Raw genomic sequence first — 22,317 nt, forward strand, 5'->3', positions numbered from 1 at the left:
ATGCAGGAAGTGCCCCAAAGCGGCGGACGCAATCGGCCAGGATTGCCGAAACAGGCGCACGAACTAAGTGCAAATACATATGTTTTCGGCTAGTTCGACGGGAACGCCACCCGCGCAAGACGGAACGGCTTGATTGAATTGGGGTTTTGAGGAACAGATGAGCGAACGGTCGACGAGTAAATCGACGGGGATGCGTGGGGGGATCATGGAGAATCGCGGCGACTACGACCCGAGCAGTCCAACCTTCCGGCTGGAGAATTCGCCATTCTATCTGATGGCGCACGCCGATTTCAAATATCATGAGGACATGGACAAGGTGCTGCACAAGCACGGCGTGTCCAAGCCGGTCTATCGGGTCATGACGGTGCTGCGCGAACGTCAGCCAGCCAGCATCGGCGCAATCGCGGAAGCCGCGCTGACCAAGCGGTCCACCATAAGCCGCATCATCGACCGGATGATCGAACAGGGCCTGGTGACGACCGAGCCCAACCCGGAGGACCACCGCATCACCGAGGTCACGCTGACCCCTGCCGGCCAGCAGACCCTCCGGAAGCTCACCCCCATCGTCGGGCGCCAGTTCACGCGCGCCATGGACGGTGTCAGCAACCGGGAGATCGCCCAGCTGCTGCGCACCCTCCAGAAAATCAGCGCCAACCTCGGCAAACTTCCGATCGAATAAGGCCTGCGCTATCGCGCGGGCCTTTCGACAACCACCTTGCCGTCCGCGACGACATAGCGAACATCGCGAAGATTCTTCAGGGAATCCAGCGGATTGGATCCAAGCACCAGGATGTCGGCGATCTTCCCGCGCTCCACGGTTCCCAGCTTGTCGCCCATCTTCATGATCTCCGCGCCCACCCGCGTCGCAGAGGCCAGAACAGCGGCATTGCTCATCCCGGCCTCCTGCAGATACGTCAGTTCCCGGAAGTAGGCGTCGGGATAGCGGGCTTCATTCTCGAACGGAATGTCCGTGCCCACGCCGATCGGAACCCCCGCGCGATAGGCCTCGCCCACGCGCTTCAGATGTTCCTTCTGGTCGATCACGAACCGGCGAGAGTGCGTGTGGTAAAAGCCGCCGCTCGGGATCCCCGCGGTGGGATAGCCCCCGTTCAGCAGATTGTCGAAGGCGCCGATGGTGGGCACAAAGGCCGTTCCATGCTTCTTCATCAGCGGCACGGCATTGTCGCTCATCGCCAGCGGATGCTCCAGCGTGTCCACGCCCGCCCGGATTGCCCGGTCGGTGTAGATGCCATAGCTGTCGATCGCGACCGGAACGCCCAGCGCGTGCGCCTCCTCGATTGCCGCTGCAATCTCCTCCTCATTCGCAGGCGCGCCCAGCTTGATCCAGTCGGCAAGGTTGCGCACCTGGCTCCTCACGGCCGTGCGCCACTCCCAGGGGCCGTTGAAGCCATTGCTCGGGCCTCCGAATGCCGGCTTCTGCCGCCCGGTCGCCGTAGATGTCACCTCGTCGCCATGGCCGCCTGTCGTTGAAATGATACGCCCGCTCCAGAACACGCGGGGGCCGCGGATGATGCCGCGATCGACGCCCTCCTTGATGCGAAGCGCGACGTCATCAACCGTGCCGACATCGCGCGCAGCGGTGATGCCTGCGTCGATCAGTTGCTCGGCCAGCGCAACCCCGCGGATTGCGGCGGCCGCCGGGCTGTCGGCGTAACGGCCGAAATCATGGCAGCGCTGCTGCGTGAAATGGATGTGCAGGTCAATCAGGCCGGGCATCACATAAAGGCCCTTCGCGTCGATCGTGCGCGCCGCGCTCGCCGGCATGGCAACAGTCCCGGCGGGGCCGGCGGCCAGGATTCGGTCGCCCTGCGTGATCACGACGGAATTGGGGATGGGCGCGCCCCCCCGCCCGTCGATCAGCGTGCCGCCCGCGATCACCACCAGCGGCTCCCGGCTCCGGTCGATGGGCGGGATGGGCAGGCGGCGGACATCATCCGTCGTCTCCGACATGGGGCCTGCCGCCGCCTGCGCCGGAACCGACAGCATGTTGAAAGAAGCGAGGATGCCAAGGCCCAGCAGACCACGGGTCAGGAAGCGATGGGCCCTGGCGTCGCATGTCCCCCTGCGGGTTGCAGAACGGCGGGTGGCGGGCATTTGCATCACTGCCTCCAATTACATGTGAAATTACACATGAATTAAAGCGAGACTTGCTTGACTGCACAAGGCGGATTTGCTTCGCTCGTGAACAAGCCGGATCGGCAGGCGATCCCGCCAGCCGGAGGCGCGGCATGCACCTTGACCCTTCACAAAGCCAGGCGCGGGAAATCGGCCATGCCATGGCGCTTGCCCGGTCAGGTCAGCTCGATGCGGCCGAAACCAGTCTACGGGCCATCCTGGCAGGCACGCCCGACCAGCCAGACGCGCTGCAGCTGCTGGGCATGGTCGCCCGGCGCCGCGGCAATCACGAAGCGGCGATCACGCTGTTCCGCAAGTCGCTCGATGTACGGCCGAATCAGCCGCATGTTCTCAACAACCTGGGCAACAGCCTGGCCGATACGGATCGCCACGCCGAAGCCGCTGCGGCCTATCAGCAGGCGCTCGAACTGGATGCCGCCCATGACGACGCGCGGCTGAATCTCGCGCTGGCGCGCATCAGTCTTGGTCAGCCCGCCAGCGCGGAACAGCTGCTGCGCCCCTTTCTGGTCGCGCGGCCCGATCAGGCGCGCGCCTGGGCGATCCTCGGCCAGGCGGCCAGCGCGCTGAAGCAGAATGCCCAGGCCATCGAAGCCTACCGCGCCGCCCTTCGCCTGCGGCCGGGGCACCTGCCGTGGATGCACAATCTGGCCGTCGCGCTCCGTCTGTCGGGTCGTCCCGCCGAAGCGCTGCCGCTGCTGCACGAATGCGCCGACCGTTCGCCGACAGAGGCAAGGATCCGCTACAATCTGGGCCATTGCCTGCAGGATCTGGGGCGGATCGACGAAGCCGCGGCTGCCTACCGGCAAGCCATCAGCCTGGCCCCCACCGATACTGCGATGCACGAATCTCTGGGCCGGCTGATGTGGGAACATCATGGCGGAGACAGCCATCTCGACAGTTTCCGCGCGGCATTGGCCCGGCACCCCCGCAATCCCGGGCTGCTGGAGGGCCTCGCCAATCGGCTCACTCTGGGCGGCAGGCCGCACGATTCAGTGGCCCTCCTCGCGCCGGCGGTGGCGCAAGGCATCGGCGGTGTCCGGCTTCGGTTCGGGCTCGCCCGCGCGCTCTGGTCCTGCGGGCGCACGGATGATGCGCTGGCCGCCTACGATATGGCCCTCGCAGCCGATCCCGGCCATCTGCCGAGCCTGCGGGAGCAGGGCAGGGCCCTCCTCATCCTTGACCGCCCGCAAGACGCACTGCTCCGCATCGAGAAATGCCTTGCCGCAGACCCGTGCGACCAGCAGGCCCTTGCGCTGCAGGGGATTGCATGGCGCCTCCTCGGGGATCCCCGGGCGGACTGGCTGAACGATCCGCGGCTGGTCGGAACGCTGCGCCTGCTGCCGGAAGGCGATCCCGCCGAAGACTTCAACCGCCGGCTCGACACGGCGCTGGACGCGCTGCATCTTGGCCGCAATCATCCGCTCGAACAGACATTGAAGGGCGGCACCCAGACGTCCGACGATCTCTTCACCCGTGATCTGCCCGAAGTGCAGGCGGTGCGGGCGATGATCGAACAGGCGGTCCACCGTTACATCGCCGCGCTGCCGGATGATCCCACCCACCCGTTCCTGAATCGCAAGACATCGGGCTTCGCCTTTTCGGGTTCATGGTCTGTTCGGCTGCATGATGGCGGCCACCACAGCAATCACATCCATCCGGAAGGCTGGATCAGCGCCGTCTACTATGTCGCGCTGCCCGATGCCGTCGCCAGCGGCGAACAGGGCTGGCTGACCTTCGGTGAAACCGGCCTGAAACTCGGCGCGCGGGAACGGATCGACCGGAAGGAGCGACCGGAACCGGGCCTGCTCGTGCTGTTCCCTTCCTATTTCTATCATGGCACGATCCCGTTCGCGGACCAGCGGCATCGAACCACCATCGCCTTCGATATCGTGCCGGCCGGCGACCACTGACCGGTCCCGGGCCGGGGCTTATCGGGCGGCCGCGATCCAGGCGTCCAGCTTCGCCTCCAGCATCGTCAGCGGCAGCTGCCCCTGCGCCAGGATCATGTCGTGGAATGCGCGGATGTCGAAACGGTCGCCCAGGGCCGCTTCGGCGCGACGGCGCATCTCGATGATCCTCAACTCGCCCACCTTGTAGGCGACAGCTCCGCCCGGCGCGCCGATATAGCGGGCCAGCTCGGTATCGATGTTGATGTCGGCGAGCGCGGTATTCTCCGCCAGGCAGCGCCGCGCCTCGGCATGGCTCCAGCCCTTCACATGGATGCCGGTATCGATCACCAGCCGGCAGGCCCGCCACATCTCGGTCGAAAGGCTGCCGAACTTTTCATAGGCGTCGCGATACACCCCCATCTCATGGCCCAGCCGCTCCGCATACAGCGCCCATCCCTCGCGGAAGGCGAGCAGGTCGCGCGCCCGGCGAAAGCCCGGCAGGGCCTTGTTCTCGTTGTTGAGCGCGCCGTGCGTGTGATGCCCGGGCGCTGCCTCATGCAGGCTCAGCGCCGTCACTTCATAAAGTGGCCGCTGATCGAGATGCGACGTGTTGACGATAAACGTGCCGGCAAAACCTTTCTCGAAGTCGCCGCCGCCGCCGCCGCGGGCCGTCGTATAGCCTTCCTCCAGCTCACGCGGAACGGGCACGATCGTGAACGGCTGGCGCGGCAACATGGAAAAATAGCGCGGAAGGACGCCGTCGATCCGCTTGGAGGCCGCCGCATATTTCTCGATCAGTTCCTCCCGGCTGGTCGCATAGAAGCGCGGATCGGTCCGCAGAAAGCGGAGCCAGTCGGCAAAGCTGCCCTTGAAGCCGGTCGAAGCGATCACCTCGTCCATTTCGGCCCGGATCCTGCGCACCTCCGATACGCCCAGCGCATGTATCTCTTCAGCCGTAAGATCCGTCGTCGTGTAATAGCGCAGCAGGAAGTCATAATAGGCCCGCCCGCCCGGCACGCTGGAAATGCCGAGTTCCCGGCGGGCTGTGGCGCGGTAAGGCCCATCGATATAGGCCAGCGCCGCCCGTTGCGCCGGGCGGATCTCGCCCTCGATCAGACGCTGCGCCTCGGCTGCCACGGCAGGAAAAGCCCGCAGCGGCTCCAGCATCGGATCCTCGGCGACTGGCCGGGCCAGCTGGTTGCGCAGGATTGCCACGGCCACGTCCACCACGATCGCCGGCTGCGTCCAGCCGGTCGCGACGCCGCGTTCCAGGTTCGCCTTCTGCTCGGCGAAATAGCGCGGAATGCCGCGCATCCGCTGAAGCCAGGCCCGGGCCTCCGCCTCGTCGCGCAGCTTCAGGCTCCGCGCCAGCGAATAGGGTGTATTGTAGAAGCCCTCATGCGCAACAAAGGCGAAGCGACGTTCGTCGAAATCGATTCCCTCGATCCGCCATCCGATCAACTGGCGCAGATAGGCGCGATTAACCCCCGCTTCCCCTGCCAGGCCCGCCCCGTCCAGGCCATCGAGAGCGGCGGCAATCCGCTGCAGTTCGGCCCGGCGATGCGCCATTCCGGCGGGGGTCTCGTCCGGCCAGCCCTCGCGCGACCGTGCGGGATCCGATCGGCCCGCCTCCATCGGATAGGCCTCTGCAAAGCGCTCATAGCGCTCGATCAGGTCCGGCAGTTCCTGCGCCTTCGCGCCGGTCAGCAGCAGGGCGGCGGCACACAGGGCAGTTGCCCGGCAGAAGCTTCGCGGGATCGCGGCAGAGGTCTCGGCAGCCATCCCGGTCAGTTCGTCAGATAGGCCATGGACATCATCAGCCTCGGCAGCAGGGCCGCGCCGGAATGGAAGCGAACCGGCGACGGCGCGCGCGGACACACCGAAAGCAGGTCGGGGTCGCCCCTGGCCAGCATAAGGGCCACTTCGCTGCCCAGCAGGCTGTTGGTCGCAATCCCCCGCCCGTTGCACGCCTGGATGGCGATCGCGCCATCGCCCAGATCATAGATTTCCGGCAGGAACGAGGTATTCACCCAGGCAAGGCCCCGCCACAGATAGTCGATCTCGGGATCGGGCATGGCTTCGAAATGCTGCCGCACCCGGCGCCGCGCCTCCCGGAACAGGGCCCTGTCGCCCCGGACGAGGAAAGAGGCCGGGAATGCGGAAATCATGTGCCCGTTGCCGTCCAGCCGGGCCGTGAACAGATAGGGCAGCTTGTCGGTAAAGGCGCCGCCGCGGGGCAGGATCGCCTGCCGCTGCGCCGTGTCCAGCGGCGCGGTCGCGAACTGAAGCACGTGCAGGGGCAATGTCGTCCGGCGCATCGCCGGATGCAGCGCCGCATTGCCGCCATTCGCCGCCAGCACAACGCGCCCGGCCCGCACCGCGCCACCCGGCGTCCGGCAGATCCAGCCGCCATCCTGCCGCGCAAGCGAAAGCGCCGGGCTGTCCGCATGCAGTTGCGCGCCCGCGCGCACGGCGGCCCGGGCCAGCCCGCGGACATAGGCCAGCGGGTTCAGGCTGCCGCCATCGGCAAAGTGCAGCGCGCCGCAATAGCGGTCTGCGCCGAACAGTCCGCGTGTTTCCGCGCCATCCACAAAGTTCACGTCAAAGCCGCGCGCGCGCCACTGGCTGGCATAGCCGCGCTGGCTTTCCGCCAGCGCCTCGGTATGGGCAGGCGTGTAGAATCCGTCCTGCCGCGCGTCGCAATCGATCTCATGGCGACGGATCAGGTCGAAGACATGTCGACCTGAAGAGCCAATCATCCGCGTCAGCCGCTCGCCCGGAACAGGGCCCAGCATGGACTGGATCGATTCCGGCGAATGGCGAATATAGTCGGGCGCGACAAGACCGCCGCTCTGGCCTGTGGCCCCGTCGCCCGGCTGTCCCGCTTCCACCAGCACGACGCGAACGCCCAGTTCCGCCAGATGCAGGGCCGTCGTCGTCCCCGCGATGCCGCCCCCGATCACCAGGATGTCGGTTTCGATCTGGCCGGAAAGCGGGGCGAGCTCGGGCCCTGTAGCCGACGTCGCCGTCCACAGCGGGCTGGTCACGCTGTCCCGATGCCCGCCGGCGCGTGCAATGCTTTGCTGCTGCATCACCGCTCCGTCACGGAAGCGAAGGAGGAACATATCGCGCCGGGGGGCTGGAAACCCGCCGCGATGCCCTCGACACGGGACATGGTCATAAACGCGAACTTTCCTGTTCACCCGGCTTGCGGGTGGTGAATCCTGTGTTTCAGATCGTGGATGAAACAGCCTGCTCCGTCCGGCCGACCCGTCGCGCGACGGCGACGAACAGCAGAACGAAACAGAGTGCGACTGGCGTGTTCATGATCATCGGCAGCGACATCTCGTTGTTGCCGACGATGGAAACGGCGATGAAGATGGCGGTGCCTTCCTGCCGCATCAGATGTTCGACCCCGATCGCGACATTCTCGCGCCGCGTGAAGCCGGCAAAGCGCACGATGGTCATCACCACCACCAGCATGATCAGGTTCAGCGACACCGTGATCCAGAACAGCGCGCCCAGATTCTCGCGCAGCACCGGGATCTGGTCATAGAGGATCACGCCGAACGAGCTGAACAGCACGAGGGTCGCCGCATTCTTCAGGTAGCGCTTGATCCAGATCGCGAAGTCCGGCTTCCAGGCGCGAACCGCGAAGCCGACCGAAGCCGGCAGCACGGTGATCGAGAAGATGTCCCAGAAGAAAGAGGCAAGCGGCACCTGCACATCGGCCTCCATCCCCATGAAGTGCAGCAGCGCGAAATGGGCATAGAAGGGGACGACGAAGATGTAGATCATGCTCAGGATCAGCGTCATCGACATCGACAGCGCCAGATCGCCCTTCGCCATGTCGGTGAACAGGTTCGAGAGCATGCCGCCCGGCGTTGTGGCAAGCAGGACAAAGCCGACGGCCAGAGCCGCCGTGGGCGCAACCGTCACCGCCAGCCCGATACCGATCAGCGGCGGGATGATCAGCATCGAACACACGCCGAAAACCAGGGCGCGCCTGTTCCGGAACACCTGGCGGAAATCGTCGGCCGTCAGCGAAAGTCCCATCGAAACCATGATCGCGACAAGCGATCCCGGCAGAAGCCAGTTCCCCAGCAGGGCCATCAGGCTCTCATAAGTCATGCCGGTATCCTCAGGCTGCTTCGATGGTCAGAAGGCAGGCGCCATTGCGCCGGATGGTCCGGCAGTCGGCCTGCGCCTTCGCCAGATCCTCGTCCAGGATGCGGGCGCACACATTTGCCTGGATCAAGCCGAACGGCATCAGCAGCCGGCCTCCCCCGCCATAGAACAGCCCGATGTCGTAGAATTCACCAGGCGGAAGCCCCTTGGTGCTGCCGGCCGCCAGATAGGCCAGAACGATGTCCCCCGCCTCGGGATAGGCAGTTGCGTTCTCGGCCGGGATCGCCGGTGTCGCCATTCCGGCCGGCAGTGCGCCCGCCGGCATCGGCACGGAAATTTCCGGTCCCGTCCATATCGCGTGCATCGCCTCGAACGTCGCCTTGCGTTCGGCCAGGTCCCACAGGAACGCGGTCGAGGCAGGCGCCGCCTCATCAAGCAGGCGGCACCGCGCCGACAGGCCAGACTTCGGCTCAACCAGTCGTATGATGCGCATGTCGCCCTCTATTTCCTGTCCGCCATCGCCAGATATTCCTCCTTGAGGAGCGCGATCGGCACATTTCCGTTCAGCCAGAGATAATCGTGGAAGCGCTTCAGATCGAAATTGCGGCCTTCGCGCACCCGGGCTTCCGCCAGGAATTCGGCGGTCTGCATCTTGCCGATCTGATAGCTGATCGCCTGGCCGGGCGAGGCCGCGAAGAACACGGCTTCCTCTTCGGCCGTGGCGCGGTCCATCGGCACCATCTTTTCCAGATAGTCCGCCGCCTGCGCGATGCTGAACTCGCCCAGCGCCAGCTTCACATCCACCTCGACACGCAGCGCGCGAAGGCGGGCGAAATTGTAGATGATTTCACGCGTCTTGGGGGCATCCGCCCAGAAGCCCGCCTGCAGCATCATCTCCTCGGCGTAGAAGCCCGTGCCCTCGTTGGCGCCGCTGTCATAATAGTGGCGGCGCAGCGGGTTCGGATGCTTCCAGCCAAGCGTCAGCTGGAAGAAATGCCCCGGCACGCCTTCATGCACGATGATCGGACGGGGATCGCGCGTGATGGAAAGGTTGAAATAGCCCAGCTTGGGCGAGGGCTCGGGCAGATAGACCGTCGCATTCTGTCCCACGCGAACCCGGCTGGTCAGATCGAACGTCCGCCCCAGCCAGCCGATCGGCGCCAGATAGGCGGGGAACGGCTGGGCGGTGTAGTGCCCCGCCCAGTCGGGAACGGTCAGCAGATTCTGGTCGCGCAGAAAGGCGCGGACTTTCAGTTCATCCGCCTCCAGCCTGCGGATCACGGCGTCGAGGGAATCGGCAATCGGCAGTTCGGGCAGGCCCGCATTCCGGTTGCGTTCCAGCTCCTCGAACAGAACGGATCGGGCCCATTCCTGCCGTCCCATCACCAGCAGTTCTTCAGGCGAATAGGGATAAAGCGCGACGCTGCCCAGGAAGTAGCGGTAGCTGTCACGCCCAACCGCCGTGCCCGTGGCGAGCCCGGCGCGCTTCGCCAGCAGATGCGCCCTGAAGTCTGCAAAGGCGGAAAGGGCCTTGGCCGAAGCCTTTCTCAACCGCCTGCGCTGATCCGGTGTGGCGTACGGCTCCAGCCCCGCCACCATCCCGTTCAGGCTGGCCGGCACCTCTGCAATCTGCTGCAGCGCCGCATCGACGAACGGACCGCGCATGTCGGTCAGGTTGGTCTTTCCGGCCGCAAGAACGGATGGCGCATTGTCCAGCAGCTGGATCACATCGTCGATGCGGGCCTGCTCCACGGGCGGCGGCGGCAGCAGCAGTTCGAATATGGGGTTCAGCGCCTGCGCCACATAGAAGTGCGGCTGGCGGCGCCATGCCGCCACATGGTCCAGCTCCCACCGCACGCGCGCAAGCGCTGATCCGACGAGCCTGTAGTCGACCTTTTCGGAGACGGATTGCGGCGCGCCGGAAAGCGAATTCCAGCGCGCCTCGAAGTCGGCCAGCTGCTTGCGCTGCCTGTCAACGGCCGCCGGAGACCAGTCCGGAACCCAGTCATCGGGCCGCACGATGCGTGGAATGTCGTCCGAAGTGGCAGGCTGCGTCGTCGCGCGCCATGCCCAGAACTCGGCGCCCAGCTGCTGCACGGCCTCTTGCGCGACCGCGACATGCGCGGTCAGCAATGCCGCCGTTCCGGCCAGAAGGGCAATCGACTGTCGCAACATCCTATTTCCTGTTTTTCACATTGCGGTCGAAGAAATCGATCATCTTCTTGAACGCGAACCGCGCCTGCGGAAGGCTGTCGCTCGCCCAGGCATGGTTCCCGCCCGGGATCGTCACCAGTTCGAACATCTGCTCGCGCTGGATCATGTCTTCGACAACGGCGATCGTGTCGGAATAGAGCACGACGGGATCGCGCGATCCGTGGATGATCATCAGCGGATCCCGGATGCCCTTGGCCTGATACAACGCCGACTGCGCCTCATAGCGCGCCGGCATGTCGGCGCCTTCCGGCGGCCCCATGATCCACATCTGCGAAGGATAGGCGTGCCACACATTCGTCGCCGGCGCCCCGGCGATGCCGGCGGCATAGACACCGGGCTTCTTCGCCAGCGACATCATCGTCATCAGGCCGCCATAGCTGGAGCCCCAGATCCCGATCCGCCTGGGGTCGGCATACCCCTTCTCGACCAGGTGCCTGACGCCGCTTTCCAGGTCGTTGATGTCCATCTCGCCATAGCTGTGATGCTGCGTCTGGTTGTGCTCGCGCCCCTGGCCCCAGGATCCGCGCACATTGACGTTCAGGACGATATAGCCCTGCGAGACGAAATACTGGTCAAGCCCCCAGGTCGGGTGCGCTCGGCGCCCCCCCCACTGGTTGCGCACCGCATCCGAATAGACCGAACCCACGATCACCGGATAGCGCTTCGAAGGATCATAATTGGCCGGCAGGCTCAGCCGCCCGATCAGCGGCATTCCGTCCACATGGCTCGGAAACTCGATGTAGCCGATGTTCGCCCAGGTCTGCTTGTGGAATTCCGGCTGCGGAGAGTTCGTCAGCCGGGTCGCCTTGCCGGGCTTCCCCGTGCTGATCAGGAACAGCTCGGGCGGGGTGTCGTCGTCGCTGAACCAGTCGGCGATGTGCCGGAAGTCAGGCGAATAGACCGGCTGGTGCGTGCCCGCCGCAGGGCCGCTCAGCCGTTCGACCTTCCCGCCATCCACGGCAACCCGATAGATCTGACGCTCGGGAATGTAGGATTCGTTCGCCGTGAAATAGAGCTGCCGCCCCTTGCGATCCACCTCGAAGGATTCGATCTCCCATTTGCCGCTGGTGATCTGCCGCGGGGCTTCGCCCGCCTGCCGCTGGTGATAGAGGTGCAGCCAGCCGTCACGGTCGGTCAGGATGATCAGGCCGTCGTCGCCGGGGGCCCAGGCCACCTTCCAGTCAGGCCTCAGATGCTTCGGCTCGCGGTGCTGATAGAAAGTCTCGCGCGCGCCGGAGGCCACGTCGAAGACATGGATGCTGTGCTCCTTGGCCTCCAGGTCAGAGCCTGAAACGAACAGCCGCTTGCCATCGCCGGACAGGCCATAGTCCCACACATGGTGCTTGGCATCCGGGCGTTCGAAATAGCGGACCTGCCCCGACGCCAGATTGGCAACACCGACTGTCGTCTTCGATGTCTCGTCGCCGGGAAAGGCGCGAATGACGCGGTTGTTCTGCAAGCTGCGCTTGGCATAATAATAGATATCGCGTTCGGGCATCGCCCTGTCGTCAGACTGCTGGAAGGCAATCGCCCCGCTGTCGTCGGACCATTGGAAATCCTGAACATAAATCTTGGGGTCGTCGCTGCCCACAATGCGTCGCGCGGCCTGATCGGCCCCGGCGGCGACATCGCGCACCCACAGCGTCCCGCCCAGGGTCACGCGATTGCGGGTGTCGACGGGATTGCCGGAAATGAAGGCAAGCCTCCGTCCGTCGGGCGAAACGGCCAGCCTGCGGACCGCCTGCTTGTCCGTCTCGACCTTGCGGATTGTGCCGTCCGCTTCCAGCAGGTGCAGTTGTCCGCCAAGGGTGAAGGCGGCCCGGCCACCCGCCAGGGCCACCGCCTGGGCGATGCCCTTCTCCTCCGCCTCGGGTTTGCTGTCCCGCCCCAGGAAGGTCAGCCGGGTCTTCTTGCCGGTCCTGATCGAATAGGACCAGATATCGCGGAAGCTGTAGCCTTCGTCATTCCACAGGAACAGCAGGGTGCCGCCATCCCGGGACCAGTTGTAGCCTTCGGGCGTGGTGCCGATCAGGCTCTTGTAGCGATACAGTTCATCGATCGAAAGCGAGGTGCCCGGCACCTTTGCGCCGCCATGAACCGGCGCATGCGGCCAGGGCCGGTCCTGCGCCACCCCGGGTGCGGACAACAGGGCCAGCGCCAGGGCGGCTCCGGCTGACCGAAGAAGGAACAGCTTGTTCATCTGGCGCAATCCTAGCTTCTCTCGACGTCACGTGCAGCCAGTGGCCGCAGCGAACGATGCCGCTGCGGCCACTGCATTTCCAATCAGAAGTTCGCCCGGAACCCGACGGTGAACCGGCGACCGATGGCGTCGTAGGTTTCCCGCTCATACAGGTAGAAGGGCGGTTCCTGGTCGAACAGGTTGTCGATGTTGGCGTAGAAGGTGACGTTCTTCTGCACCTCGACGCTCGCGCTCAGATCCAGATAGTGGATCGCGCCGGTTTCCGGAACGGCGAGCAGGGGCGGGGTTGCGCCAGAGGCAATCGCGCCGGCGATGCGGCCGTCCTTGGCCGAACCGATGAAGCGATGGCGCAGCGAAACCTGCAGCTGTTCGATGTCCCAGGTCAGACGCTGGGTGAACCGCCACGTCGGGTTGGCCGTCGAGCAGCTGCCGCCGCCGATGTAGCCCGCGCAGTTGACCGGGTTCGCGATCGGGCTGCCCTGCGTGATGGAATCGATCAGGTAGGTGCCCGCCAGGAAATAGCTGAGATTTCCGGCCGTCCCCAGGTCGTGGCGATAATCCAGACGGAAGTCGACGCCTGAGGTTTCCAGCTTCGCGATGTTCGCATTCAGCAGCGGCACGTCATACAGCTGACCATCCGGCGTGCGGTTGCGCAGCGGCTGGCAGAAGATGTTGCTCAGCGACAGGTTGGCGTTGCACGCGTTGATGACCGATTGCAGGCCACCACCGAACGAGCCGATCGCGTTGTCGATCTTGATGTTGTAGTAATCGACCGTCAGCTGCAGGTTCGGCACGAAGGCCGGCCGGATGACGGCGCCCACGGACCAGGTATCGGACGTTTCTTCCTTCAGGTTGGGATTGCCGCCCGTGATGGCGCGGATCTGCTGGTTTTCCTGCTGGAAGACATCGATGACCGTCGAGGGAACGCCCAGCGAGCTGATGCAGAAGTCGCGCTCGGCAGCCGTCCGGCCCGCGCCGGCATTGCAGAAGTCAACCGCTTGCGGCGCCGTGTTCGTCGCACCCGAATAGAGCTCGACCACGTTCGGCGCCCGAACAGCCCGCTGGTACAGGCCGCGGAACTTCAGGCCCTGGATGGGCGAATATTCCCCGCCCAGCTTGTAAGACCACACGCCGCCGGCCGTGGAGTAGTCCGAGTAACGCAGACCACCCTCGAAGGCGAGCAGCTCGATGCCGGGCCGGTCCGCCAGGATCGGCACATAAAGCTCGCCATAGACTTCCGAGACGTCGAACGATCCGGCCGTCGGGCTCAGGCCCGCCGAACGCGAAAGCGCCTTGCCCTGGACATAGAGCTGGTCCGGATCGAAGGACGAGCTTTCCTTCCGGTACTCGGTGCCGATCGAGATGCCGACATCACCGGCCGGCAGCGTGAAGAGCGTGCCGGTCACGCTGGCGCCAAGCTGCCTCTGCCGGATCGTCGTGATGTTGGTGAGATCGGTGGAGATATAGTCGATCATCGCGGGCGTCAGCGAATTCAGCCCGAACGGATTGAGGACGACACACTTGGGATCGGCCACGGCGCATTTGTACGGATTGTTGGGATCGGTCAGGAAGCCGTTGGCGAAGTTCTCGATCAGCACGCCGCCGCCCTGCACGTCGACAACGCGGGTCTGGCCTTCGTTGTAGAAGACTTCCCACTTCAGCCGGTCGGTCAGACTGCCCTTCAGTCCGGCCACGAAGCGATAGAAGTCGCGCGTCTGGTCGCTGGTGCGCGACCCGCCGTCCAGCAGGCGCCGGTTGATGTTCACAGGCACCAGATTGTTGCCGTCGGCATCCATGTTCGCGCTCAGGAAGCTGCGCAGCGTCGGATCCAGATAGGGGTTGCGCAGGTCAAGCTGGAAGCCCGGGATGAAGCCGGAGCTGCTCATCGGAACTGCACCCAGCGTCGAATTCAGCTTGCTGTGGACGTAAGAGCCTTCCCAGAACGCGGTGACCGCGTCGGAAATGTCATAGTGCCCGATGATCGAACCCTGCCAGCGCTGCATCGGCATCTGCAGATTGGTGTAGGGGCGGTCGTTGAACCCGTCGCTCGCGCGGTAGGCGCGCCAGCCTTCGGGCGCAAAGAAGATGCCGGCCGTGCCGATCGTGTTGCCATAGGGATCCCTCAGGCCGACAAGCTGCGGGCTGAAGATGGTGCCCTGCGGCGTCACGCCGTTGCCCGACGGGATCAGCGTCGGCTGGCCGTTCACGATGGCATCGGCCAGATAGACGGTCGCATGGGCCCGCTCGGAGCCCTTCACCTGCGCGCGATCGAAATAGCTGCCGTGGAACACGAGGTTGCCCCGCCCGTCGGCAAAATTGCCGCCGGCGGTGAATTCCATGTTGTAGCGCTTTGCGTCGCCCTTGCCGCTGATCCCCATCGATCCGCCGATTTCGAGCCCTTCGAAATCATCCCGCGTCACGAAGTTCACGACGCCGGCCATCGCGTCCGAGCCATAGACGGCGGACGCGCCGCCGGTCACCACCTCGACCCGCGAAATGAGGGACGGCGGGATCATGTTGAGGTCGACGACGCCATCCTGTGACGCGCCCACGATGCGGCGCCCGTTCTGCAGAACCAGCGTGCGAACGGTGCCCAGGTTGCGCAGATTGACCGTAGCGGACCCGTTGCCAGCGTTGGACTGCGCGCCGGCCCCCGCCACCGCCTGCGGCAGGGCATTGAGCAGTTGCTCCGTCTCGACGGCCGCAGACAGCCGGATTTCTTCCTGACCGATCACGTTGACCGGGCTGTTGGATTCCACGTCCGGCCGCGGAATGCGGGATCCGGTAACGACGATTGCCTCGTCATCGGCCAGCGCCGGCGCCGACTGGGCGTTGGCCGCCCCGATGGCCGCCATTGAAAGCAGCAGCGCCGTGCCGCCCTTCAATCCCGCTCGAATATCTGCAACCCGATTCACACCCATCATTCAATCTCCCTGAACTGGCACGTCCGCCCGAGACACCCATGGCAAGTCGACGTTGGTCGTCAATCAAACCGTGAACAGTCGCGTGATTTTGAGCATATCGTCCGAATGTCGTCAATTCCATTCTGTCAAAAATGTGAAATGGGGCATTTCGGACCTGTCGCGGCGCGGTATCCGCACGGCAGGAAATAACCGATCCCGACCACATTCCGATGCATATGACGTTGAATTAAAAACAATAAAAACTGATCCCGGACGGCGTTCGGTCCGCCTGTTCCGCGCGGTCCTTTGTATCCCCGGCCCCTGCGAACCCCGGCGCATCGGGGTCCGGACAGCCGAATTTAGCGCTTGACCGGGCGAATATGGCGACACATCATAACCATAATCACGCTTTTTTTATTATTTGTGCGGCCAGGAAACAGCTTCAGGCAAGCTGCACGAGGGAGGGATTATCCATGCGCAAGGCATCCATTCTGGCGATCGCGGCCCTGCTCGCGGGCGCTGCCGGCCTTGGTCCCCTGGCAACGGCGGCCGTTGCTGCTCAGGCGGCCGCCCAGCCTGCCGGACCGCCCGATGGAAAGGGCAGCTATCAGGATCTGGTCGCCCTGTTCGGCACGTTCAACAGCTGGAAAACCCCGCCTGCGGTGAACGGCGTGGTGGATTACAGCCCGGCCGCCGTGAACAGGCGCCGCGCCGAGCTGAAGGCCATGCAGGCAAAGCTGCCGGATTTCGCCGTCGCCCGATGGGATCGTCATCAGCAGGTCGACTATCTGGCGGTCCGAGCGCAGATGGACCTCGCCGATTTTACCCTCAACGTGACCCGGCCTTGGGCGCGCGATCCCGGCATGTATGTCGACGAACTGCAACGCCTCGCCTATGTCGATCTGCCGCTGAAGGGCGATGCGCTGACAGCCTATCAGGCGCGCCTGCGAACGATCCCCGCCTATCTTGCACAGGCGCGTGTCAACCTTGATTCGGTGGCCGCCGATTATGCCGATCTTGCCATCCACAGTCTCTCGAACGGCGATGGGGTCGGCCATGGAATGCCCTACCGCGCCACCGAGCCGGAGGGGCTTGTCGGCTGGTTCGATGATCTGCGTGCGCGTGCAGTCGTGCAGCAGCCGGAACTTCTGCCCGAGATCGACGCCGCCCGGCAGGCGATCGCAGGCTTCCGGGACTGGCTGATCGCCTCGCGCCCCGCCATGACGGCGCCGGCAGGCGTCGGCAAGGCCGCCTACGACTGGTTCCTCACCAACGTCCGCCTCATGCCCTATGATTCGGACGAGATCGTCACCCTGGCCGAGCGCGAACTCACACGGCACTGGGCGAACTACACGACAGAGCGGCACCGCAATCGCAACCTGCCCGAACTCCAGCTGCCGAAATCCGCGCAGGAATATGAAGCGCAGCTGGCGGGCACCGACGCGAAGATCCGCCAGTGGCTGCAGGCGGAAGAGATCATCTCCATCCCCGCCTACATCCCCGGCACCTATCAGGAGGTCGGCTTCAACGCGCCGTGGATCGTCCGTCCGAACGGGCCGATGTTCTGGGAGCAGGTGCAGTTCCGCGACGCATCGCCCGATCACCTCCACGCCACATTCCCCGGCCACCGGTTCGACGGCCTCACGGGGAAGCGCGTGACGCACCCGATCCGCCGTTACATCAGCGACAGCGGCCGCACGGAGGGCTGGGGCTTCTACCTCGAGGAAAGCGCCCTCCAGCTGGGGCTGTTCGATGATCGTCCCCGCACGCGCGAGCTCATCTACATCTTCGGCCTGTTCCGCGCCGCGCGCACCATCGGCGATGTCCGGATGCAGCGCAATGAAATGGGCGTCGGGGAAACGATGAAGTTCTGGAAGGAGTGGACGCCCTATCTCGACGATGATGTCGCCCGGGTCGATGCCGGCATCTACCTCCGCCGCCCCCCCGGCTACGGCATGACCTACACGATCGGATCAATGCAGCTGCAGAAGCTCCTCGTCGACCGCAAGCGCCAGCTCGGCGACAAATTCTCGATCCGGGACTATCATGATTACCTCATGAACACGGGGCGCCTGCCGGTTTCGTTGCTGCGCTACGACCTGACCGGATATGATGATGAAATCCGCAACTTCTGGTCGCATGTGCCCTTGGAAAAGGCGCTCGCCTCCGATCGCTAGCGGGCTTTCGCTGCGAAATAGCCACGCGGGAAGCGCCCCGCACAGGCATGGGGCAGGCCGAATCCGGCCACCCTGCCGATGCGGGCGCCCGGAATTCCCGCTGCCCCCCAGCGCCGGCCCCGTGGATGTCGTGCAGCCACAAGTTCCAAAGGGGGCTCAACCGCAGTGTCATATCCGGCGCATATGCGTCCGGGCCGATGGCCAGCTCCGCTTCCCAGCTGCGTGCGCAACGAACCGATCTGCTGCAATATGTCGGGCGGCGGGTGCGTGACCGCACCATGCCAGCACGGCATTGCTGGTGAGCTCGGCGCCATTGTCGCTGACGATCTTTCCGGGCTAGCCGCGTTGGGCGATCAGCCGGGTCAGCTCGCGCACGACACGGTGGCCCGAGATCGAGGTGTCCGGCACCGCTGCAACCATTCCCTGGTCACGTCATCGACTAGGTTGAGAACCCGGAACCGACGGCCCGGCGCCATCTGGTCATGAACGAAGTCGAGGCTCCAGCGCTGGTTCGGCAGGGCCAGCACCGGAGCCGGCGCTCTGGTGCCGACAGCCACGCTTGCGGTTGCGTCCGCCTCGGCCCTCAGCTGGCGGCCTGCTTGCTCAGCACCTGCAACAGCATCCTGCTCCACCCCTGCCAGCTGGCCTCCAGACCTGCCGCATCGATCACCTGTGCGTCGTCGCGGCGGCTGTGGTGCAGGCGGTGGGCGCCGACCGTGCTGATCATCCGGGTATAGCCGCGCTCCATGATGTGACGCGCCTCCCCGGAACTGTTCTCAACCGTGGCCGGGTAGGGGACTTCGTAGCCGGGAAGCCCACGCAGCGTCGGCCTGATCTGGTCGATCCAGCCTTCGGGGGCCAGCAGATAACGCTGGGCGTCGGTGGAAGGCAACGGCATCAACTGAGTGTCGGAAATCTCGTGCCAGTCCCGCGCGGCGAAGCCCGCGCCGATATGCACCCAAAGGCGAACCCGGTCGCGCGGGGGCGCGCGCTCCTGCATGAACTGGTCGCCGCCGACATATTCGCGCTCATGGCCGACAAAACCGGTGAACAACAGGTCGGCATCGGGCTGGGTATCCGCCAGCAGCCTTGCAAGCCGCAGGAAGGCCGCCACGCCCGACCCGCGTTCCCCGGCGCAGGAAAACCAGCCGGAAAGCGGCGTGCTCACGACGATGCTGCGGCCCCGCCCGGGGCGATGCGCGATCAGGTTGGCGGATTCCGCCTGAACCGGGGCGGCATCGATCACCAGCTGCGCTTCGTCCCCGCGCGCCGCCGCCGCGATCAGCGGCCGCGCATCGCGTGGCGCCACCACCAGTGTCGGAACGGCCGAAATCGGATGCTGGATCGGCGCATTCAGCGCCAGCGCGTCGGCGGAGGGGCCGCGCGTGATCAGAACCAGCCCCGCGCAGCCCGCCTCGAGCGCGGCGCGGATCGGCCCGGCCGTGCGGCCTTCGAGGATGGATGAATGGCGGGCATAGGGCAGCCGCACCACCGCGATCCGGCCGCGAACGGGAATCCGCCCGGCCTGATCGTCGGCCAGAACCAGCGGCGCACGCAGACCGTCCTTGCCGGTCGGGCAGGCGGGGTGCTGGGGGATCCCCTCGATCGTCGTGTCGGCAACGCGGATCAGGGCCTGCCGCACCGCATGATCGGGATAGCGGATCTGTTGACGATCGACCTTGAAGCCGAGTGCCGAGAAGCGACCCTCCATCCAGTCCACCGTGCGGAAATTGCCCGGCGAACCCGTGCGATGCGGGCCGAGCGAGGCATAGTGCAGGGCATCTTCCAGCAGGGAGGGCTGTGCCGGGCCGCTAACAGGTGCGGCGGTTGCGGCCCCGGCCAATGTCGAGGCCAGTCCCAGTGCCAGTGTCTGTCGTCGATTGAAATCGGCGGGCATACATCTTCCTTTGCCGGGTATATTCCATCAGGGCGTGACGCGCTTGTCCGTCCTGAAATCGAGGTCGGGCCGCTCGCCCACGAGAATGCTGCGCATCTGCGTCGCAGGATAGCCGCCCTCTGCGCCGGTTTTCGGCCGCGTCGCGGCGAAGGCCTGCATGGCGTCTCGCCAGGATGTGACATCGTCATACCAGGCGACCACGACATGGCTGTAGGCGCGCGGGATGGCCGCCGGATAGATCTCAACGCGGCGGCTTTGCCGCGCATCCGCAAGCGGCGCGGCGAAGGTCTGCCGCACCCAGGCCTCGGCGTCGGTCACACCATCGGGCGCACGGACGAATGCCACCCAGCGAACATAGGGGACGGCCTTGTCCGGCGTTTCTCCATCCTTCAGCTTGTCTGGCGGCAGCTTGACCGTCACCGTCTGCGTTTTCAGCCCCCTTGCCACGGCAGGGTCCGGCGGGGTGGGGGGATGCGCGGCCATCGCTTCGGGCGTGACACCAGCCCGGAACGCCGCGACGCTGGCGAAGCCGATCTCTGTCAGGCGGCCGTGCACCATGTTCAGCTGTCTCGCCTCCTCCGGCGTGACGCCATAGGTGCGGAAGCTGACATAGCGCGTCTGCCGGTTATCGGCGCGCGCCAGCGTTTCGGGCGCATGATAGGTGATGTACCAGCGGTCGATCGCCAGCAGGTCCACGCCATCCTGCGCTTCCACCATCACGAAATGCTGGATTGGCTGATCCTGCGCGCGCAGCGGGGCGGCCAGCAGGGCGATACAGGCGATCAACGCGGATCCGATGCGTTTCATGGTATGACCTTCATCGCGATCAGCCGCTGCGGCAGGCGGCGATAGCCGGTGGAAAACAGCAGATATTGTTCGCCGCCAGCTTCATAGGTCATCGGCGCGCCCAGCATGAAGTCGGGCAGCTCGATGGTGGCGATCACCTCGCCCGTCGCCTTGTCCAGCGCGCGCAGGCGCGGTTCGGCGGTCAGCCGGTCCTGCGGCCCCTCGCCCACGAACAGCAGGGTGCTGGTCGCCAGAATCTGGGCGCGGCCGAACGAGCCTGCATCGCCGGGATGATGGGCGCGGAACGCCGGCAGGCGGCTCATGCCCCGGCCGTTGGGTGTCATCCAGCGATGCTCGCCCGTGTGCATGTCGATGCAGGTGGTGCGGCCATAGGGCGGCTTCAGCAGGGGCATGCCGCGCGGGCCGCGTGCGATCACCCGTGCGCCGGCCACCTCGATCTCGGCATTTCCGGCCGTGCGAATGTCCCCCTTTTCATCGAGAGCGATCTGAAGCGGCACGTTGACAGAGGGAATGAACAGCCGGCCCGTTTCCGGATCGAAGGCCGCTCCGTTCCAGTTCGCCCCGCCGACAAAGCTGGGCATGATGATGGTCGGCATCATGCCGGGCGGGGTGAAGATCTCGCCATGGATATAGCCCGCCAGCGCGGTTTCCGCCTCGCGCCGAAGCTCGGGCGTGAAATCGATCAGATCCTCCGGGCGGACCCCCTGCCTGTCGAACGGCAGCGGCCACACGGGGTGCGGCTGCGTCGGGCTGGTGCGTTCCCCCGGCAGGGTGGAGGGCGGCGCGGGCCGTTCCTCCACGGGCCAGATCGGCTCGCCCGTTTCCCGATCGAACACGAACAGATAGGCGTGCTTCGTCACCTGCATGACGATTTTGCGCGGCCGTCCGCCGATGGTCACGTCGCCCAGAATGGGTGCGGCGGGCAGATCATAATCCCAGATGCCGTGGTGGACGGTCTGGAAATGCCAGCGCCGCTTGCCGGTCTCCAGGTCGATCGCGACAAGGCTGTCGCCGAACAGGCCGTCGCCGGGTCGGTCTCCACCATAGAAATTGTTGGTCGGCGTGGAAACCGGGGCATAGACGATGCCAAGCTCTGGATCGGCGCTCATCGGCGCCCAGACATTGGTGTTGCCGGTGGTGCGGTTGGAGCCGTCCTTCCAGGTGTCGGCCCCGAATTCACCGTCGAGCGGGATCGTGTGGAACACCCATTTCAGCTTGCCCGTGCGCGCATCGAAGGCGCGGATGTCGCCGCGCGGCATCAGCCGCCCGTCGGCGCGATCGTCGATGTATGAGCCGATGACAATCGTGTTGCCAGCCACCAGCGGCGGCGAGGTGACGCCATAGATACCCAACTCATCCGGCACGGGGCGGACCATGCCCACGCGGCGCAGGTCGACTTGGCCACCGGCGCCGAAACTGGCGATCGGCTTTCCGGTGTGAAGCGCAAGCGCCATCAGCCGCCCGTCGCCGGTTGCCAGGATCACGCGCGCGGACCGGCCCTTGCCCCACACCGCGACGCCGCGATGCACGAAGCCTTTCGTCGTCGTCGGGCCGCGCTTCCAGCTTTCCGGATCGAAGCGCCAGACCGTTCGCCCGCTGAGCGGATCGAGCGCAGCGACCTGCGACATCGCCGTGCTGGTGATCAGCAGCCCTTCGGCCAGCACCGGCGTGGACTGGAACTCGCCCGGCTTCAACTGCGGGTTGGCGGCCAGCACCTCCGCATCGGGAGACTCCCATGTCCATGCGACGCCCAGCCGGGCGACATTTGCCGGACCGATCCGGCTGAGGGGGGCATATTTTTGCGCGGCGAGATTGCCTGCGTAATGCCGCCACGGATAGGCCGCTTCCGCCGCGGATGTCCGCGCAGACAGTGGCAGGGCGAGAAGGGACGATCCGGCCAGTGCCCCGGCCAGCACACGGCGGCGGGAGAAACGGCTCTGCACGC

The 22,317-nt window shown here is 65.4% G+C and carries 14 protein-coding genes and 1 pseudogene; 3 read left to right on the forward strand and 12 right to left on the reverse strand.

The genetic code is table 11. From position 1 onward, the window contains the following. The first annotated feature begins 157 nt into the window (after nt 1–157). Nucleotides 158–679, forward strand: a complete 522-nt coding sequence (locus ACW9TV_RS04115) for a MarR family winged helix-turn-helix transcriptional regulator (protein WP_494304587.1) — start codon at nt 158–160, stop codon at nt 677–679. Nucleotides 680–687: 8 nt separating this feature from the next. Here the strand turns inward: ACW9TV_RS04115 and ACW9TV_RS04120 are convergent, their stop codons facing one another. Further along, nucleotides 688–2,121: an amidohydrolase family protein gene (locus ACW9TV_RS04120; protein ID WP_494304588.1), complete on the reverse strand. Its 1,434-nt coding sequence runs from the start codon at nt 2,119–2,121 to the stop codon at nt 688–690. A 128-nt stretch (nt 2,122–2,249) separates the two neighbouring features. Between ACW9TV_RS04120 and ACW9TV_RS04125 the strand changes: the two genes are divergently transcribed. Further along, nucleotides 2,250–4,067: a tetratricopeptide repeat protein gene (locus tag ACW9TV_RS04125; RefSeq protein ID WP_494304589.1), complete on the forward strand. Its 1,818-nt coding sequence runs from the start codon at nt 2,250–2,252 to the stop codon at nt 4,065–4,067. Between the two features lie 18 nt (nt 4,068–4,085). On the opposite strand, the gene ACW9TV_RS04130 is transcribed toward ACW9TV_RS04125, so the two are convergent. The 7 genes from ACW9TV_RS04130 to ACW9TV_RS04160 all read right to left on the reverse strand — a co-directional run bounded on the left by ACW9TV_RS04130 (nt 4,086) and on the right by ACW9TV_RS04160 (nt 15,512). Then, entirely contained in the window at nt 4,086–5,828 is a 1,743-nt protein-coding gene (locus ACW9TV_RS04130) for a DUF885 domain-containing protein (RefSeq protein ID WP_494304590.1), read from the reverse strand. Nucleotides 5,829–5,833: 5 nt separating this feature from the next. Continuing rightward, nucleotides 5,834–7,138, reverse strand: a complete 1,305-nt coding sequence (locus tag ACW9TV_RS04135; RefSeq protein ID WP_494304591.1) for an NAD(P)/FAD-dependent oxidoreductase — start codon at nt 7,136–7,138, stop codon at nt 5,834–5,836. 139 nt (nt 7,139–7,277) lie between these two features. Further along, entirely contained in the window at nt 7,278–8,177 is a 900-nt protein-coding gene (locus ACW9TV_RS04140; protein WP_494304592.1) for a bile acid:sodium symporter family protein, read from the reverse strand. Between the two features lie 10 nt (nt 8,178–8,187). Further along, nucleotides 8,188–8,667 carry a DUF3830 family protein gene (locus ACW9TV_RS04145; protein ID WP_494304593.1) on the reverse strand — a complete coding sequence of 160 codons (480 nt, stop codon included), beginning with the start codon at nt 8,665–8,667 and terminating at the stop codon, nt 8,188–8,190. Between the two features lie 8 nt (nt 8,668–8,675). Next, the gene (locus tag ACW9TV_RS04150) at nt 8,676–10,346 is read right to left on the reverse strand and encodes a DUF885 family protein (protein ID WP_494304594.1); all 1,671 of its coding nucleotides are present in this window, start codon (nt 10,344–10,346) and stop codon (nt 8,676–8,678) included. 4 nt (nt 10,347–10,350) lie between these two features. Continuing rightward, on the reverse strand, nt 10,351–12,588 hold the full coding sequence (locus tag ACW9TV_RS04155; RefSeq protein WP_494304595.1) for a prolyl oligopeptidase family serine peptidase: 2,238 nt from the start codon (nt 12,586–12,588) through the stop codon (nt 10,351–10,353). Between the two features lie 83 nt (nt 12,589–12,671). Continuing rightward, nucleotides 12,672–15,512, reverse strand: coding sequence for a TonB-dependent receptor plug domain-containing protein (locus ACW9TV_RS04160; protein WP_494304596.1), 2,841 nt, complete (start codon nt 15,510–15,512; stop codon nt 12,672–12,674). A 452-nt stretch (nt 15,513–15,964) separates the two neighbouring features. Here ACW9TV_RS04160 and ACW9TV_RS04165 point away from each other — a divergent pair, with 452 nt between their 5' ends. Next, on the forward strand, nt 15,965–17,668 hold the full coding sequence (locus ACW9TV_RS04165; RefSeq protein ID WP_494304597.1) for a DUF885 family protein: 1,704 nt from the start codon (nt 15,965–15,967) through the stop codon (nt 17,666–17,668). Between the two features lie 240 nt (nt 17,669–17,908). Here ACW9TV_RS04165 and ACW9TV_RS04170 read toward each other — a convergent pair. From ACW9TV_RS04170 to ACW9TV_RS04185, 4 genes and pseudogenes are all read right to left on the reverse strand, one after another. Further along, nucleotides 17,909–18,222: pseudogene (locus tag ACW9TV_RS04170) on the reverse strand (DDE-type integrase/transposase/recombinase); the annotation flags it as partial. A 29-nt stretch (nt 18,223–18,251) separates the two neighbouring features. Then, nucleotides 18,252–19,565 carry a hypothetical protein gene (locus tag ACW9TV_RS04175; protein WP_494304598.1) on the reverse strand — a complete coding sequence of 438 codons (1,314 nt, stop codon included), beginning with the start codon at nt 19,563–19,565 and terminating at the stop codon, nt 18,252–18,254. A gap of 27 nt (nt 19,566–19,592) precedes the next feature. Then, nucleotides 19,593–20,372, reverse strand: coding sequence for a hypothetical protein (locus tag ACW9TV_RS04180; RefSeq protein ID WP_494304599.1), 780 nt, complete (start codon nt 20,370–20,372; stop codon nt 19,593–19,595). After that, nucleotides 20,369–22,315 (reverse strand): pyrroloquinoline quinone-dependent dehydrogenase, encoded by a 1,947-nt coding sequence (locus ACW9TV_RS04185; protein WP_494304600.1) that lies wholly within the window; start codon nt 22,313–22,315, stop codon nt 20,369–20,371. Before ACW9TV_RS04185 ends, ACW9TV_RS04180 begins: the two co-directional genes overlap by 4 nt. Nucleotides 22,316–22,317 lie beyond the last annotated feature (2 nt).

The organism is Sandaracinobacter sp. T42 (assembly GCF_059115405.1).

Excerpts from the sequence above, each read along its gene's own strand:
- ACW9TV_RS04115 (WP_494304587.1), top strand. The coding sequence starts at position 158 with ATGAGCGAACGGTCGACGAGTAAATCGACGGGGATGCGTGGGGGGATC.
- ACW9TV_RS04120 (WP_494304588.1), bottom strand. The coding sequence starts at position 2,121 with ATGCAAATGCCCGCCACCCGCCGTTCTGCAACCCGCAGGGGGACATGC.
- ACW9TV_RS04125 (WP_494304589.1), top strand. The coding sequence starts at position 2,250 with ATGCACCTTGACCCTTCACAAAGCCAGGCGCGGGAAATCGGCCATGCC.
- ACW9TV_RS04130 (WP_494304590.1), bottom strand. The coding sequence starts at position 5,828 with ATGGCTGCCGAGACCTCTGCCGCGATCCCGCGAAGCTTCTGCCGGGCA.
- ACW9TV_RS04135 (WP_494304591.1), bottom strand. The coding sequence starts at position 7,138 with ATGCAGCAGCAAAGCATTGCACGCGCCGGCGGGCATCGGGACAGCGTG.
- ACW9TV_RS04140 (WP_494304592.1), bottom strand. The coding sequence starts at position 8,177 with ATGACTTATGAGAGCCTGATGGCCCTGCTGGGGAACTGGCTTCTGCCG.
- ACW9TV_RS04145 (WP_494304593.1), bottom strand. The coding sequence starts at position 8,667 with ATGCGCATCATACGACTGGTTGAGCCGAAGTCTGGCCTGTCGGCGCGG.
- ACW9TV_RS04155 (WP_494304595.1), bottom strand. The coding sequence starts at position 12,588 with ATGAACAAGCTGTTCCTTCTTCGGTCAGCCGGAGCCGCCCTGGCGCTG.
- ACW9TV_RS04160 (WP_494304596.1), bottom strand. The coding sequence starts at position 15,512 with ATGATGGGTGTGAATCGGGTTGCAGATATTCGAGCGGGATTGAAGGGC.
- ACW9TV_RS04165 (WP_494304597.1), top strand. The coding sequence starts at position 15,965 with ATGCGCAAGGCATCCATTCTGGCGATCGCGGCCCTGCTCGCGGGCGCT.
- ACW9TV_RS04175 (WP_494304598.1), bottom strand. The coding sequence starts at position 19,565 with ATGCCCGCCGATTTCAATCGACGACAGACACTGGCACTGGGACTGGCC.
- ACW9TV_RS04180 (WP_494304599.1), bottom strand. The coding sequence starts at position 20,372 with ATGAAACGCATCGGATCCGCGTTGATCGCCTGTATCGCCCTGCTGGCC.